This window comes from Cupriavidus plantarum (genome assembly GCF_905397285.1).
GTDB classification, from domain to species: domain Bacteria; phylum Pseudomonadota; class Gammaproteobacteria; order Burkholderiales; family Burkholderiaceae; genus Cupriavidus; species Cupriavidus plantarum.
In genome coordinates, this window is sequence record NZ_CAJPUX010000006.1 from 20,382 (window position 1) to 36,322 (window position 15,941).

Sequence of the window (15,941 nt, forward strand, 5' to 3'; positions counted from 1 at the left end):
CGGCCGCCCTTCGTCCGCCCGCCCGGCGGACCGTGCGCGCTCACCGGGACACTCTGCGGGACACTCACCGGGACACTCACGGCGACACTTACGGCGACACTTACGGGGGCGCGCCCAGCGCGGCGCCGCGGTGGTGACGGCGCTGCTCGTCGTCACGCTTGCGGTGGTGGTGGTATCCGGGATGCTGTGGCGGCAGCAGGTGCAGATCCGCTCGATCGAGAACCAGCGGCTGCTTGCGCAGGCTACGTGGATCCAGCGCGCGGCCGTGGACTGGGCGCGGCTGATCCTGCGCGACGACCAGCGGCGCTCGCAGGTGGACTACATCGGCGAGCCGTGGTCGGTGCCCGTGGCCGAGACCAAGCTTTCCGACTTCCTTGGCGCCGGGCTGCGGACGGACCAGGCGGGCGAGGTCTCGTTCCTGTCCGGCCGCATCATGGATGCGCAGGCGCGGTTCAATCTGACGAACCTCGTGCTGCGGTCGGCGGACGGCAATACGCGCGCGTACAGCGTGGACAATACGCAGATGGTCGCCTTCCAGCGCCTGCTGCAGATGCTCGGGCTCAATGCGTCATTGGCCGAGCCCACCGCGCAGTACATGGTGCGCGCGGCGCGCGGCACGAGCAGCAACGGCGAGCCCGCGCCGCGCCCGCCCGAGAGCGCCGACGATCTGCTCGCGGTGCCGGGCTTCTCGCCGGACATGGTGGCGCTGCTCGAACCGTTCGTGGCGGTGCTGCCCGAGTCCACGAAGGTGAATGCCAACACCGCGGACCCAGAAGTGCTCGCGGCGGTCATGAACATGCCGATCGACAAGGCGCGCGAACTCGTGCGCCAGCGCGATCGCGCGTACTTCAACAATACCAACGACGTCGTCAACCAGCTCTCCGCGATTGCCCCGCAGGTGAATGCGAGTACCGCCACCAGCCTGCTGGACGTGCGCACGCACTATTTCTTCATCTACGGGCTGGTCCGGCATGAGCGTGCCAACCGGCTGCAGGTGTCGCTGGTGTTCCGCGCGGACGTGCTCGGCAGCGGGAACACGACGCGCGTCGTGTGGGTGCACGACACCGACCGTCTGCCCGAGGTGCGCTAGCCCTGTCCGCGCGCGGCGCGTGTCAACTAGGGCCATTTCGGGGCGCGCGCAATCAGACGGACTGCTATTGACGCCAGTTAGTCACACAGGCAAGGTATGCTGCTGCGCCTGCCCGGCGCACCGGTCATCGAGACCGCCTGCGGGCGGCCGCCGAGACGTTCTCGCATGATCGCGTGACATGCCCGCATGGGTTTCCGCGTGAGTTCCTGCGCGAAAATCGGCGCCAACGTTCGCGATGTGACGGCGACAAGCGTCCATCAGATCCGTATTCCGTGAATCCAAGGATATTTTGAGTACCACCCTCTACGTCCGCCTGCCGCAACGGCCGCATGACCAGCCGCAACCGTGGCAGCTCGGCGCGATGCCGTTTGCGTTGGTACGCACGCCCGTGGTGGACAAGAGCCGCCGCGTCGGCGAAGCGAGCGCGCCCGATCTGTTGCGCGAAGGCCACGCTTCCGTGTCGGAGCTGCCGGCTGCGGATCGCCTCGTGCTCATCGTCGCCGCCAGCGATGTGCTGCTGACCCACGCGATGGTGCCGCCGCTGCCGCCGGCCCGGCTCAAGCTCGCGCTGCCCAATCTGGTCGAGGATGCGCTCGCGACCGACGCGCAGCCCTGCCATATCGCGATCGGCCCGGGTCTGGAGCCCGGCGCGCCGCCGCGCGGGGCACGGCGACGGTTGCTGATGGTCGCCGACCGGGCCTGGCTGCGGGCAGTGCTCGATGCCTTTGCCGATCACAAGCACCGGCGGCGCCATGTGGTGCCCGCCCAGTTGTGCATTCCGCTGACGCCGCTGGCGTCGCCGGAGGTCCTGCGCCGGTATGAGCCGAAGCTGGCCACGGCGACCGAGGGCGTGGATGCCGAGGTCGATCCGCTGGCGGATCCGGAGGATGAGAGCGCGGACCCGAGCGCAGAGCCGGGTACGGACGGTGGTGCGGCAAGCGGAGCCGCCACACCTGCGGAGGCACCGGTGCAGCTGGCGACGCTGGTCGTCGAGGCCGCCACGGCGGCGCTCGCCGAATCCGCGGCCCTGCTCGAGAATGCGCCGGCCACGCGCATCGGCAATGACCGGCTCTGGCAGGTGACGGTCCGCACGGGCGCCTACGAAGGCTATGGCCTGCTGCTGGGCGACGACGCGCTGGCGGCATGGCAGGCGCTGGCGCCGGCCGGCCGCTGGCATGGCGACCGCACGGCGCTCGCGCACGCGCCGGTACCCGCGCTCTACGAGCGCCGGCATACGGGCCGCGCGCCCCGGCCCCTCGACGACTGGCGCGTCTGGCTCGAGGGCGCCGAGGATTGCCTGCGGCAACGCGACCTCGACCTCGCGCAGTTCGAATTCGCCCAGGGCCGCATCGATCGCTGGAACCTGCGCGCCTGGCGCCTGCCGCTCGCGCTGGCCTGCGGCGTGCTGCTCGTGCAGATCGTGGGCATGAACGCTCACTGGCTGATGCTGCGCAAGGAGCGCGATCGGCTGGAGGCGGCACAGACGCAGGCACTCCGCACGGCGTTCCCGCAGATTCCCGTGGTCATCGACCCGCCGCTGCAGATGCGCCGTCAGGTCGAGCAGCTTCGCCTGGCGTCCGGACGCAGCACGCCCGACGATTTCCTGCCGCTCGCGGACCGTTTCGCGAACGCCGCGCGCAGCCTCGCGCCCGATGCGCTGCAGTCGCTTGAATATCGCGGCCGCACGCTGTACGTCACGCTGAAGCCCGGCACCGACACCAACGCGCTGCGCAACACCGTGCGCCAGTCGGGCCTGCAGATGGATGAAGACAAGAACCCGCCGGACGCGATGACGCGCGCCACCGGCACGCCCGGGCCCGCGGGCTCGCGCTGGATGGTGAAGCCCGGATCATGAAAGACACGACAACCTCCGGGACCAGCGCCGGCCGCCGCAAGAGCGCGCGCGGCGCGAACGTGATGGCCCGCTTCTCCCGGCTGCGTCCGCGCATCCCCGAGCGGTGGCATGAGCGCTTCGATGCGTTCTGGGAAGCGCGCAACCCGCGCGAGCAGGCGATTCTCGGCGGCGGTTCGCTGATCCTGGTACTGGTCGTCGGCTACACGTTGCTGTGGGAGCCGGCCGCGGCGGGACGCGTGGCGCTGACCAAGCAGCTGCCGGGCCTGCGCGCGGACCTCGCGGAAATGGAAACGCTGGCGCAGGAAGCGCGCGGCCTGTCCGCGAGCCCCGCGCCGTCCCTGCGCGGCGACGCCCTGACGCAGGCGCTGCAGGACAGCCTGGGCCAGCACGGCCTCAAGGCCACGCGTCTGGCGACGACCGGGGACAACGCCGTGCAGGTGCAACTCGAGAAGGTAGCCTTTGGATCGGTGGCGAGCTGGCTGCAGGACGTGCGTCTGCAGCAGCGCCTCAAGATCACGGATGCGCGATTCCAGTACGTCGGCGCCACGGCGCTGGTCAACGTCACCGCCACGTTGCAAGGCCCCGGCGCTGGCGGGCGCAACTGATGGCGCGGCTGGAGTCCCTCCGGCTGCCGCGCCGGCGCCGGCGCGAGTCGAGTTTCTGGCGGCGCCTGCGCTGGGCGCTGCTGGGCGTGCTGGTGGTCATCGTCACGCTGATCGCGCAGCTGCCCGCCGCGTGGCTGGCGGACAGCGTGGCCGCGCGGTCTGGGCAGCGCGTGCTGCTCGCCGACGCGGCCGGCACGATATGGCATGGCAGCGCGACGGTGGCGCTGTCCGCGGGCGCCGGCAGCCAGACGGCGACGGTATTGCCGGGAAGGCTGGCGTGGACCGTGCCGTTCTGGCCGCTGCTCACGGGCACGTTGCGCGTGGTCGTGTCGCACGACCATTCGCTCGCCGCGCCGGTTGCGCTGGCGGTGACGCCGCGCGGCTGGACCGCGCAGGCCGGCGCGATGCGTCTGCCCGCGTCGCTGCTGGAAGGCGTGGGCGCGCCCTTCAACACGCTGCGCCCCGATGGGCAGATGCGTCTGGACTGGACGGCGATGCGCGGACGCTTTGCCGATGGCGCGCTGGAGGGTCATCTGACCCTGCGCATCGAGCAAGTATCATCGGCGGTCAGCCGGCTGCGGCCGCTGGGCAGCTACCGCGCCGAAATCGACTGGACCGGCGCCGCGGGAAGACTGGATTTGAAGACCATGGCGGGGCCGCTGTACCTGGAGGGCAGCGGCACGCTGGGCAAGACGGCGCGCTTCGAAGGCACGGCGAAAGCCGACCCCGAAGCCGCCGCGCAACTGGCTGGGCTGCTGAGCCTGCTGGGACGACGAGAGGACAATGTGACAAGGCTGCGCTTCTGAACCACGACGCAACCGAAGCCGGCTGGAACCGATTATGAGAACCCAAGCACACCGACCCTTCATCCGCACCGCCCTCGCGCGCGCCACCGCCCTGCTGTGCGGCCTCTCCCTGCTGGCCCCGGCGCCGCTGTGGGCCCAGCAGACCGACGTCTCGCCGCCAAACCGCGACCAGGTCGTGCTGAACTTCGTCAACGCCGACCTCGACTCCGTCGTGAAGGCGGTGGGCCAGGCCACGGGCAAGAATTTCGTGATCGACCCGCGCGTGAAGGGCACCGTCAACCTGGTGACCGAACAGCCGGTGTCGCGCGCACAGGCGCTTGAAACACTCGGCTCCGTGCTGCGCATGCAGGGCTATGCGATGGTCGAGAGCAACGGCTTCACCAAGGTCGTGCCGGAAGCCGATGCCAAGCTGCAGGGATCGCCCACCGTCATCGGCGGCGCGGCGGGCCGTGGCGATCAGGTCGTGACGCAGGTGTTCCGGCTGAACTACGAGTCGGCCAACAACCTCGTGCCGGTGCTGCGCCCGATGATCGCGCCGAACAACACGATTACCGCGTACCCGGCGAACAATACGCTCGTCATCACCGACTACGCCGACAACCTGCGCCGCCTCGCCCGCATCATCGCGGCCGTCGATGCGCCGGCCACGGGGGAAGTCGAGATCGTGCCGCTCAAGAATGCGATTGCCAGCGATGCGGCCGTCACGCTGCAGAAGCTGCTCGACCCATCCGCCGCCGGCGGTACCGCGGCGGCGGGTACGGGCGACGCAAGCCTGCGCACGACCGTGGTGGCCGAGCCGCGCAGCAATTCGCTGATGATCCGCGCCTCGAGCCGCGCGCGCGTCCAACAGGCGCGCATGCTGATCGAGAAGATCGACCAGCCCTACGCGCGCCCCGGCAACATCTGGGTCGTGCCCCTGCGCAATGCCGATGCGGTCAAGCTCGCGGCCACGCTGCGCGCGATCGTCGCCGCCGATAGCAGCTTCGTCTCCGCGACGACGCCGGGCGGCGCGGGCGGGACCGCGGCCGGGGGTACGGGGGCGTACGGGCAATCGCAGACCGCGCAGACCGGTGGCCAATACGGCGGTTCGAGCAGCTCGGGCGGCTATGGCGGCTTCGGTGGCGGCCGGTCCGGCAGCAGCGGTTCGAGTTTCGGCAGCGGCGGCGGCAACGCGTTCTCGGCCTCGTTCGCGACGAACCAGCAGCCGACCACGGGCGGCATCATCCAGGCCGATCCGTCGACCAACACGCTGATCATCACGGCGACCGAGCCGGTCTACCGCAACCTGCGCACCGTGATTGACGACCTCGACCAGCGCCGCGCGCAGGTCTACATCGAGTCGATGATCGTGGAAGTGTCGTCCACGAACTCGGCCGAGCTGGGTATTCAGTGGCAGGGTCTGCTGACCTCGAACAACAACAACACCGGTGTGTTCGCGGGCACGAACTTCGGGTCGGGCGGCCAGAACATCATCAACCTGACCGGCGCGGTGGCGGCGTACAACCAGAATCCCACGGCGGGCCTCGCGGCGGCGACCCAGCTCGTGCCGGACCTTGGCGGCCTGAACCTCGGCATCGTCAACCGGGCCATCGGCCTTGGCGCCCTGCTGCGCGCGCTCGGCACCAATTCCAGCGTGAACCTGCTGTCCACGCCGAACCTGATCACGCTCGAGAACGAGGAGGCGAAGATCCTGATCGGGCAGAACATTCCGATCACGACCGGTTCCTATGCGCAGACGGGCAGCACCTCCACGGTGACGCCGTTCAACACGTTCGACCGCAAGGATGTGGGTATCACGCTGCGCGTGCGGCCGCAGATCACCGATGGCGGCCTGGTGAAGATGCAGATCTACCAGGAATCGTCGTCGGTGGTGCAAGGCACGCAGAACAACACGGCGGGTCCCACGACCAACGTGCGGTCGATCGAGACCAACGTGCTGGTGGACGATGGCCAGATCATCGTGCTCGGCGGCCTGATCGAAGACAACTACGGCGACAGCGTGCAGAAAGTGCCGGGCCTCGGCGACCTGCCGTGGATCGGCGGCCTGTTCCGCTACGAAAACAAGAACCGCGCGAAGACCAACCTGCTCGTGTTCCTGCGGCCTTATGTCATGCGCACGGGCGGGGCGACCGATCGCCTGGCGCAGGATCGCTACGACTTCATGCGCGCGCAGCAGACCGGCTACGTGTCGCCGAACATCATGATTCCGGATCGCAACACGCCGGTCCTGCCGCCGCCCGAGGCGCCGGTGGCGCCGTTCGTCGATCCGCGCAGCACGACGCCGCTCGCGCCGCCGCTGCCGCTGCAGCAGTCGCCGCAGCCGATGATGCCGCCGCAGCAGGTGCCGGATCCGGCGCTGCAGCCGTCGCGGCCGCTGTCGCAACGGTCGCAGCCGTCGCCGCAAGCGACGTCGCAACCGTCGTCGCTACCTGAGCAGCCCAAGCCTTCCGTGCAGGTGCCGGCACCGCAGGCGTCGCGCCAGAATCCGGCTATCGCGCTGGCCGATGCTTTCTCGCGCGGCCCCATCAACTAAAGTCCTGTCATGGCCACCGACGTTTCCACCCAGCCTGACGAGACCGACCTTGCACCGGGCGCGCTCGACGTGTTCGAGCCGCCTTCGGCCATCGCCGCGCGGCTTGTGTCGTACAGCTTTGCGCGCGAAGCCGGGTTGCTGATCGCGCATCAGCGTCCCGACGGCCTCGAGGTCTGGGTCAGCCGCGCGACTTCGCCGTCCGCGCTGGCCGAAGTGACGCGCGTCCATGGCGCGCTGCGCCTGCGCGTGCTGGAACCCGACGCGCTCGAGCGCGCGATGTCCGACGCCTACAACCGCCAGGATGGCAGCGCCGCACAGGTGGTGGGCGAGGTGGAAGGCGAAGTCGATCTGTCGCGCCTGATGCAGGACATTCCGGCGGTCGAGGATCTGCTGGAGTCCGAGGACGACGCGCCGATCATCCGCATGATCAACGCGCTGCTGACGCAGGCCGCGCGCGAAGGCGCCTCCGATATCCATATCGAGCCGTTCGAGTCGTCCTCCGTGGTGCGCTTCCGTGTGGATGGCACGCTGCGCGACGTGGTGCGGCCGAAGAAGGCGCTGCATGGCGCGCTGATTTCGCGGATCAAGATCATGGCGCAACTCGATATCGCCGAGAAGCGCCTGCCGCAGGATGGCCGGATCACGCTGCGGGTGGGCGGGCGTCCGGTCGACGTTCGTGTGTCAACGCTTCCGACCGGTCATGGCGAACGCGCGGTGCTGCGTCTGCTGGACAAGGAAGCGGGCCGCCTCGACCTCGCCAAGCTCGGTATGGCGCGCGAGACGCTCGTCAATTTCGATCACCTGATCCATCAGCCGCACGGCATCGTGCTCGTGACGGGGCCGACGGGTTCGGGCAAGACCACGACGCTGTACGCCGCGCTGTCGCGGCTGGATTCGCACACGACCAACATCATGACCGTGGAGGATCCGATCGAGTACGACCTCGACGGTATCGGTCAGACGCAAGTCAATCCGCGGATCGACATGACGTTCGGCAAGGCCCTGCGCGCGATTCTGCGGCAGGATCCGGACGTGGTGATGATCGGGGAAATCCGGGACCTCGAGACCGCGCAGATTGCCGTGCAGGCCTCGCTGACGGGTCACCTCGTGCTCGCCACGCTGCACACGAACGACTCGGCTTCGGCCGTGACGCGTCTCGTCGATATGGGGATCGAGCCATTCCTGCTGTCGTCGTCGCTGCTGGGCGTGCTCGCGCAGCGGCTAGTACGGCGGCTGTGCCCGCACTGCAAGCGCGAGGAGGTGATCGAGGTCACCGCGGCGGAGGCCGACGTGCTGAAGGCTGAAGGGAAGCCGCTGCAGCGCGTCTGGCATGCGGTGGGCTGCGACAAGTGCGGCCATTCGGGCTATCAGGGACGAATGGGCGTGTACGAACTCCTGAGTGTCGATGACGAGATTCGCACGATGATCCATCGACAGGTGCCCGAGTCCGAAATCAAGCAGACCGCGCTGGCCAAGGGCATGCACACCATGCGTGGCGATGCGCAGCGCTGGATCGACAGTGGCGCGACGGCACTCGAGGAAGTGCTGCGTGTCACGCGCGACTAGCCGGGGAGCCTGACGCAGCATGCCCGCCTATCGTTACGAAGCCGCGGACGCCGCAGGGCGTGCCGATCGCGGCGTCATCGAAGCCGACAGTCCCAAGCAGGCGCGCAGTCAGTTGCGCGCGCGGGGGCTGACGCCCATCATCGTCGATCCGCTTGCGGGGAGCGGCGCGGCTCAGCGGGGTGGCAGCGCGCTTTTTGTGCGGCGCCTGAGCACGCAGGAGCAGGCGCTGTTCACGCGGCAGCTCGCCAGCCTGATCGTCTCCGGACTGCCGCTCGACGAGGCGCTTGGCGCGCTGGCCGATCAGGCGGAACGCCAGTATGTGCACGAGTTGCTGGCGGGGATTCGTGCGGAGGTCATGGGGGGCAGTTCGCTGTCCGTGGCCTTGTCGCAGCATCCAAAGGATTTTCCGGATATCTACCGTGCGCTGGTGTCCGCGGGTGAGCACTCGGGGCATCTGGGGCTGGTGCTCGAGCGGCTCGCAACGTATATCGAGACGCGCAATACGCTGACATCGAAGATCCGGCTGGCTTTTACCTATCCGGCGATCGTCACGGTGGTGGCGTTTGCGATCGTGATCTTCCTGCTGTCCTATGTTGTGCCGCAGGTCGTCAGCGTGTTTGCCAACACCAAGCAGAAGCTGCCGACGTTGACGATCGTCATGCTCGCGCTGTCGGATTTCGTGCGGAACTGGTGGTGGGCGGCGCTGGGGGTAATCGCGGTGATCGCGCTGATCGTGCGGAGCCTGTTGCGGCAGCCCGATATCAAGCTGGCGTGGCATCGGTGGCTGCTGACGGCGCCGCTGATGGGCAAGCTGATTCGCGGCTACAACACCGCGCGGTTTGCCAGCACGCTGGCGATTCTCGTTTCCGCGGGGGTGCCGATCTTGCGCAGCCTGCAGGCGGCTGGAGAGACCCTGACCAATCAGGCGCTCAAGACCAACGTCGACGATGCGACGACGCGCGTGCGGGAAGGCGCGTCACTGGCCCGCGCGCTCGCGGCGCAGAACCAGTTTCCGCCCGTGCTGGTGCATCTGATTCGTTCCGGCGAGGCTACCGGGAACCTGCCCGTGATGCTCGAGCGGGCCGCCACCGGCGAGGGGCAGGAACTCGAGCGCCGGACGCTGTTTCTGACCAGCCTGCTCGAGCCGCTGTTGATCCTGACGATGGGCGTGGTGGTGCTGCTCATCGTATTGGCGGTGTTGATGCCGATTATCGAGATCAACCAGCTGGTGCGGTAAGCATCAAGCCTCGTTCTTCTTCGGTGCGCGTTTTCTTGGCGCGCGTTGGGCGGGAGCTTTCTTGGCCGGAGCTTTCCTGGCCTGTGCCGCGGCTTCCGGTTCCGCCGTGGGTTCGGGTTCCGGGGTTGGTTCGGACTGCACGGTCGAGGCCGGTTGGGCGGATAGCACGGTGGTGCCCGGCGCCGCGAACACGGAGGCGTCGATGGGCCACGGTTTTTCGCCGAGGGTGACCTCGGGGCGCTTCGGGCGTTTGCCCCGCGAGCGCGAGGGGCGGGGAGCCTCTTCCTCTTCCGGCTCGACGGTTTCCGGAATCAGCGTCGACGCCGAGCCCGCGTTTTCTTCCACCTCTGGCGTCAGCGTGACCGGTGCCGGTTCCGGGGTCAGGTCGAGTTCGGGTTCCGCATCCAGCCCGGTGTCGAGGGCGGATGCGGCCGCCATCGGGTCGAATTCGACCGGAGATGTTTCTGGTGGGTTTTCCGGCAAGGCGTCCGCCGAGATGTGCGGCATGGGCGCAGGCGCAGGTACGGGGCGCTGCGCCTGCTGCTGCGGCGGCGGGGTCTTTACGTCCTGACCGCCGCCCTTGTTCCGCTTCTTCAGGCGGACCCAGATCGTCTTGTTGTTGCCGCCATTGCGCGTCTCGACCTCGAACAGGCCCGTGGCCGCCACGAGCTCGGAGAGCTTGCCGTAGCCATAGTTGCGCGAGTCGAATTCCGGCGCCTGCTTGGCGATGTGGTTGCCCATACCGCCGAGCGTCGACCAGCCGTCCTCGTCGGACACCGCCTTCGAGGCGCTCTGCAGCAGACGCACGAGGCGCGAGTCCTGACGCAGTTCGCCCGTGCTGCGTCGGCGTGCCGGCGCGGCCGCGCCCTCGACGCCTTCCGCGCCTTCCACGCCCTCGCCTTCCACATCCACCTCCGCACGCAACACGTCCGAGTAGATGAACTTGTCGCAAGCCGTCACGAACGGCTTGGGCGTCTTGCGCTCGCCGAAGCCATAGACCGTCAGCCCCTGCTCGCGAATGCGCGAAGCCAGCCGCGTGAAGTCGCTGTCGGACGACACGATGCAGAAGCCCTGGAAGCGGCCCGTGTAGAGCAGATCCATCGCGTCGATGATCATCGCGCTGTCGGTGGCGTTCTTGCCTACGGTGTAGCGGAACTGCTGGATCGGCTGAATGGAGTGCGACAGCAGCTTTTCCTTCCAGCCAGCGAGGTTGGGCTTGGTCCAGTCGCCGTAGATGCGCTTGACGGCGGCCACGCCGTACTTGGCCACTTCGGCCAGCAGGCCTTCGACGATGGCGGGCGCCGCGTTGTCGGCGTCGATCAGCACGGCCAGGGTCGCGGTGCCCTGGCGGGAAACAATGGTCATGTCGTTTGCGGAGTAAGCAGGCGAAATCAGCGGCCGGGCCGGTAAGGGGCGAGATGCGATGCGGCGCATGCGCTTCATTGGCACGGGAAAGACACCCGGCGGCGCGGTCCTGGATGCACCGCAGTGTACACGCGATAGCCGCGCCCCTAGGGGAAACCATGGGGTAGCTGGCCCGTTTTATGCTGCATGGCAAGGTACCGCCGGCGTGGAGGGAGTGCTACCATCGCCGCAGAGACACGGCCATGCGGCGCCTTCACAAGAGGCAATGCCTGGCTGCCCCATAAATGATGTGTCGGTGATCCCGACAGCATGCCCCATAGAGGAGCCTTCATGAACGCACCCCTGACCGCCCCGGTCAGCGACGCCATCCGTCGCGCGCTCGACAACGTTTCCCTGGACGACAAATACACGCTCGAGCGCGGCCGTATCTACATCAGCGGCACGCAGGCTCTGGTACGCCTGCCGATGCTCCAGCGCGAGCGCGACCGCGCCGCCGGATTGAACACCGCCGGCTTTATCTCCGGCTATCGCGGCTCCCCGCTCGGCGCGCTAGACCAGTCGCTGTGGAAGGCCAAGAAGCATCTGGCCGCGCACGAGGTGGTATTCCAGCCCGGACTCAACGAGGACCTCGCCGCCACCGCGGTGTGGGGCTCGCAGCAGGTCAACATGTACCCGGACGCGAAGTTCGATGGCGTGTTCGGCATGTGGTACGGCAAGGGACCGGGCGTCGATCGCACGGGCGATGTGTTCAAGCATGCGAATTCCGCGGGCTCTTCGCGCCATGGCGGCGTGCTGGTTCTCGCCGGCGACGACCATTCGGCCAAGTCCTCGACGCTCGCGCACCAGTCCGAGCACATTTTCAAGGCATGCGGCCTGCCGGTGCTGTTCCCTTCCAACGTGCAGGAGTACCTCGACTACGGCCTGCATGGCTGGGCGATGAGTCGCTATTCGGGCCTTTGGGTGGCAATGAAGTGCGTGACCGACGTGGTGGAATCGTCGGCATCGGTCGAACTCGATCCGCACCGTGTGCGCATCGTGCTGCCGGAGGACTTCATCCTGCCGCCGGGCGGCCTCAATATCCGCTGGCCCGATCCGCCGCTGGAGCAGGAAGCGCGGCTGCTCGACTTCAAATGGTACGCGGCGCTGTCGTACGTGCGCGCCAACAAGATCGACCGTATCGAGATCGATTCCCCGCACGCGCGCTTCGGCATCATGACCGGCGGCAAGGCCTACCTCGATACGCGCCAGGCGCTGTGCGATCTCGGCCTCGACAACGAGACCTGCGCGCAGCTGGGCATCCGGTTGTACAAGGTCGGTTGCGTCTGGCCGTTGGAAGCGCACGGCGCGCGCGCGTTCGCCGAAGGCCTGCAGGAGATCCTCGTGGTCGAGGAGAAGCGCCAGATCATGGAGTACGCGCTCAAGGAAGAGCTGTACAACTGGCGCGACGACGTGCGGCCCAAGGTCTACGGCAAGTTCGACGAGAAGGACAATGCGGGCGGCGAATGGTCGATTCCGCAGAACAACTGGCTGCTGCCGGCGCACTACGAGTTGTCGCCCGCGATCATCGCGAAGGCGATCGCCACGCGGCTGGAAAAATTCGACCTGCCCGCCGATGTGCGCGCGCGCATCGCCTCGCGCCTCGCGATCATCGAAGCGAAGGAACGCGCGCTGGCCACGCCGCGCGTGACGGCGGAGCGCAAGCCGTGGTTCTGCTCGGGCTGTCCGCACAACACGTCGACCAACGTGCCCGAGGGGTCGCGCGCGCTCGCCGGCATCGGCTGCCACTACATGACGGTCTGGATGGACCGCAACACGAGCACGTTCAGCCAGATGGGCGGTGAAGGCGTGGCGTGGATCGGGCAGGCGCCGTTCGCGGGCGACAAGCACGTGTTCGCGAACCTCGGCGATGGCACGTACTTCCACTCGGGGCTGCTCGCGGTGCGCGCGTCGATCGCCGCGGGGGTGAACATCACCTACAAGATTCTCTACAACGACGCGGTGGCCATGACTGGTGGGCAGCCTGTCGATGGGCAGCTGTCCGTGCAGGACATCGCGTTCCAGGTGCATGCGGAAGGCGCGAAGCGCATCGTCATCGTCACGGACCAGCCGGAGAAGTACAACAGCGCGATCAAGCTGCCCGAAGGCGTGACCGTGCATGGCCGCGAACAGCTCGACGCCATGCAGCGCGAATTGCGGGAAGTCCCCGGCTGCACGATCCTGATCTACGACCAGACCTGCGCCACCGAGAAGCGCCGCCGCCGGAAGCGCGGCACGTATCCGGATCCCGCGCGCCGCGCCTTCATCAACGACGCGGTGTGCGAGGGTTGCGGCGACTGCTCGGTGAAGTCGAACTGCTTGTCGGTGGAGCCGCTCGAGACCGACCTCGGCACCAAGCGCCAGATCAACCAATCGTCCTGCAACAAGGATTTCTCGTGCCTCAACGGCTTCTGCCCGAGCTTCGTGACGGCGGAAGGCGCGCAGGTGCGCAAACCCGAGGCGCATGGCATCTCGATGTCGAGCCTGCCCGCGCTTCCGATGCCGGCACTGCCCGCGCTGAACCGCGCGTATGGCGTCCTGGTGACGGGCGTTGGCGGTACAGGCGTCGTGACGATCGGCGGGCTGCTTGGCATGGCCGCGCACCTCGAGAACAAGGGTGTGACGGTACTCGACATGGCCGGCCTCGCGCAGAAGGGTGGCGCCGTGCTGTCGCACGTGCAGATCGCCGCGCGGCCCGATGACCTGCATGCGACGCGCATTGCCATGGGCGAAGCCGACCTCGTGATCGGCTGCGACGCGATCGTCTCCGCGACCGACGAGGTCATCTCGAAGACGCAGGCGGGGCGCACGCGCGCGGTGGTCAATACCGCGCAAACCCCGACGGCCGAGTTCATCCGCAATCCGAAGTGGCAGTTCCCCGGGTTGTCGGCGGAGCAGGATCTGCGCAATGCGGTGGGCGAGTCTTGCGATTTCATCAACGCGAGCGCGCTGGCCGTCGCGCTGATCGGCGACGCCATCTATACGAACCCGCTCGTGCTGGGGTATGCGTGGCAGAAGGGCTGGATTCCGCTCTCGCTCGAAGCGCTCGAACGCGCCATCGAACTCAACGGCGTGTCCGTCGAGAAGAACAAGGCCGCCTTCGACTGGGGCCGCCATATGGCGCATGACCCCGAGCATGTGCTGTCGCTGACGGGCAAGCTTGGCAACGTCGCCGAGGGTGGCGACGTGGTGAAGCTGCCGACGTCGACCGGCGCGCTGCTGGAGAAACTGATCGCCAGCCGAGTGGAGCTGCTGACGAAGTACCAGAACGCTCGGTATGCCGAGCAGTATCGCGAGGTGGTGCAGCGGATGCGGGCTGCGGAGTCGGCGTTGGTGGGGAGTGGCAAGCCGCTGCCGGTGACCGAGGGCGTGGCGCGCAATCTGGCCAGGCTCATGGCGTACAAGGACGAGTACGAGGTGGCGCGGCTCTATACGGACCCCGTGTTCCTCGACAAGCTGCGCGCGCAGTTCGAAGGCGAGCCCGGCCGCGACTATCAGCTGAACTTCTGGCTCGCGCCCCCGCTGATGGCCAGGCGCGACGAGAAGGGACATCTGGTGAAGCGCCGTTTCGGGCCGTCCACGATGACGTTGTTCCGCATGCTGGCGAAGCTCAAGGGGCTGCGTGGCGGTGCGCTCGATATCTTCGGCCGCACCGAGGAGCGCCGGACGGAACGCGCGCTGATCGGCGAGTATCGGGCGCTGGTCGAGGAACTGGCGGGCGGGTTGTCGCAGGCGAATCATGAGACCGCGGTCGCGCTGGCTAACCTGCCGGACGATATTCGCGGCTTCGGCCACGTGAAGGAGAACAACCTCGCGGCGGCGCGCTCGCGCTGGGCGAAACTGCTCGAGCAGTTCCGGCATCCGGAGGCGGGACAGCGCGCGGCTTGATTGGCTGGGGACGCTTCCGCTGACGAACCGTAATGGGCCTGCCACCAGTGTTGGCTACACTGGTGGTTTGGCCCGACACCAGTCCCCATGCACCTTCGCTCCTACACCCCGGCCGACGAAACGGCCGTCATCGCCCTGTGGCACGCCTGTGGCCTCACGCGTCCCTGGAACGATCCAAAGCGCGACATCGCGCGCAAGCTTACCGAGCAGCCCGAGCTGTTCCTCGTCGGCGACGTGGAAGGCCGCGTCGTCGCCACGGCGATGATCGGGTACGACGGCCATCGCGGCTGGGTGTATTACGTGGCGGTCGAGCCCGCATTGCAGGGCCGCGGCTACGGGCGCATGCTGATGGCGCGCGCCGAGGCGCTGCTGCTGGAACGCGGCTGCCCGAAGATCAATCTGCTCGTGCGCAAGGGCAACGACGCCGTGATGGCGTTCTACGAGAAGCTTGGGTATGGGGCCGATGCCGCCGTGAGTCTTGGCAAACGTCTGATTCCCGATCACTGACCAGGAGCGAGCATGTTCCGCATTGCCGGTATCGATCATCTCGTGCTCCGCACAGCCGACGTGCCGCGCCTCGTGCGGTTCTATGTCGATGTGCTCGGCTGCCACGTCGAACGCGAGCAGGCCGCGCTCGGCCTGACGCAGCTTCGCGCGGGCAATGCCCTGATCGACGTGATCTCGCTGGATGGCCAGTTGGGCCGCATGGGCGGGGCCGGTCCGGGCCGCGAGGGGCGGAACCTCGATCATTTCTGCGTGCGCATCGATCCATTCGATGCAAAGGACATCTACGAGCATTTCCGTATTCATGGCGTGGATGCGGGGCCCATCGAGCAGCGTTACGGCGCCGAGGGTCTGGGCCCGTCGATCTATCTGCACGATCCCGACGGCAACATGGTCGAACTCAAGGGGCCGCCAGACCTTGCCGACGACGTGCCATGACGTGTGGCCGCGATGCGA

General features: G+C 67.7%; 10 protein-coding genes and 1 pseudogene. 10 read left to right on the forward strand and 1 reads right to left on the reverse strand.

The window, feature by feature from the left end; translation table 11 throughout:
• Positions 1-109: 109 nt before the first annotated feature.
• The 7 genes and pseudogenes from gspK to gspF form a co-directional block, all read left to right on the forward strand.
• Positions 110-1,090 (forward strand): annotated as a pseudogene (gene gspK / locus KHP16_RS22620) (type II secretion system minor pseudopilin GspK); the annotation flags it as partial.
• A 289-nt stretch (positions 1,091-1,379) separates the two neighbouring features.
• A complete protein-coding gene (gene gspL / locus KHP16_RS22625; RefSeq protein ID WP_211961193.1) occupies positions 1,380-2,945 on the forward strand; it encodes a type II secretion system protein GspL in 1,566 nt (521 codons plus the stop codon).
• Positions 2,942-3,550: a type II secretion system protein M gene (locus tag KHP16_RS22630; protein ID WP_109585253.1), complete on the forward strand. Its 609-nt coding sequence runs from the start codon at positions 2,942-2,944 to the stop codon at positions 3,548-3,550. Before gspL ends, KHP16_RS22630 begins: the two co-directional genes overlap by 4 nt.
• Positions 3,550-4,356 carry a type II secretion system protein N gene (locus KHP16_RS22635; protein ID WP_109585254.1) on the forward strand — a complete coding sequence of 269 codons (807 nt, stop codon included), beginning with the start codon at positions 3,550-3,552 and terminating at the stop codon, positions 4,354-4,356. Before KHP16_RS22630 ends, KHP16_RS22635 begins: the two co-directional genes overlap by 1 nt.
• 34 nt (positions 4,357-4,390) lie before the next feature.
• Positions 4,391-6,889, forward strand: a complete 2,499-nt coding sequence (gene gspD / locus KHP16_RS22640; protein ID WP_211961194.1) for a type II secretion system secretin GspD — start codon at positions 4,391-4,393, stop codon at positions 6,887-6,889.
• Positions 6,890-6,898: 9 nt separating this feature from the next.
• A complete protein-coding gene (gspE, locus tag KHP16_RS22645) occupies positions 6,899-8,455 on the forward strand; it encodes a type II secretion system ATPase GspE (RefSeq protein ID WP_218891749.1) in 1,557 nt (518 codons plus the stop codon).
• A 19-nt stretch (positions 8,456-8,474) separates the two neighbouring features.
• Positions 8,475-9,692, forward strand: a complete 1,218-nt coding sequence (gene gspF, locus KHP16_RS22650) for a type II secretion system inner membrane protein GspF (protein ID WP_211961195.1) — start codon at positions 8,475-8,477, stop codon at positions 9,690-9,692.
• A gap of 3 nt (positions 9,693-9,695) precedes the next feature.
• Here the strand turns inward: gspF and KHP16_RS22655 are convergent, their stop codons facing one another.
• Positions 9,696-11,057 carry an NYN domain-containing protein gene (locus tag KHP16_RS22655; RefSeq protein WP_211961196.1) on the reverse strand — a complete coding sequence of 454 codons (1,362 nt, stop codon included), beginning with the start codon at positions 11,055-11,057 and terminating at the stop codon, positions 9,696-9,698.
• 330 nt (positions 11,058-11,387) lie between these two features.
• Here KHP16_RS22655 and KHP16_RS22660 point away from each other — a divergent pair, with 330 nt between their 5' ends.
• The 3 genes from KHP16_RS22660 (at position 11,388) to KHP16_RS22670 (ending at position 15,923) form a co-directional block, all read left to right on the forward strand.
• Complete coding sequence (locus KHP16_RS22660; RefSeq protein ID WP_115955690.1) at positions 11,388-14,981, forward strand: indolepyruvate ferredoxin oxidoreductase family protein; 3,594 nt, start codon at positions 11,388-11,390, stop codon at positions 14,979-14,981.
• Positions 14,982-15,068: 87 nt separating this feature from the next.
• On the forward strand, positions 15,069-15,488 hold the full coding sequence (locus tag KHP16_RS22665; protein WP_109585259.1) for a GNAT family acetyltransferase: 420 nt from the start codon (positions 15,069-15,071) through the stop codon (positions 15,486-15,488).
• Between the two features lie 12 nt (positions 15,489-15,500).
• Positions 15,501-15,923, forward strand: a complete 423-nt coding sequence (locus KHP16_RS22670) for a VOC family protein (protein ID WP_109585260.1) — start codon at positions 15,501-15,503, stop codon at positions 15,921-15,923.
• The last annotated feature ends 18 nt before the right edge of the window (positions 15,924-15,941 follow it).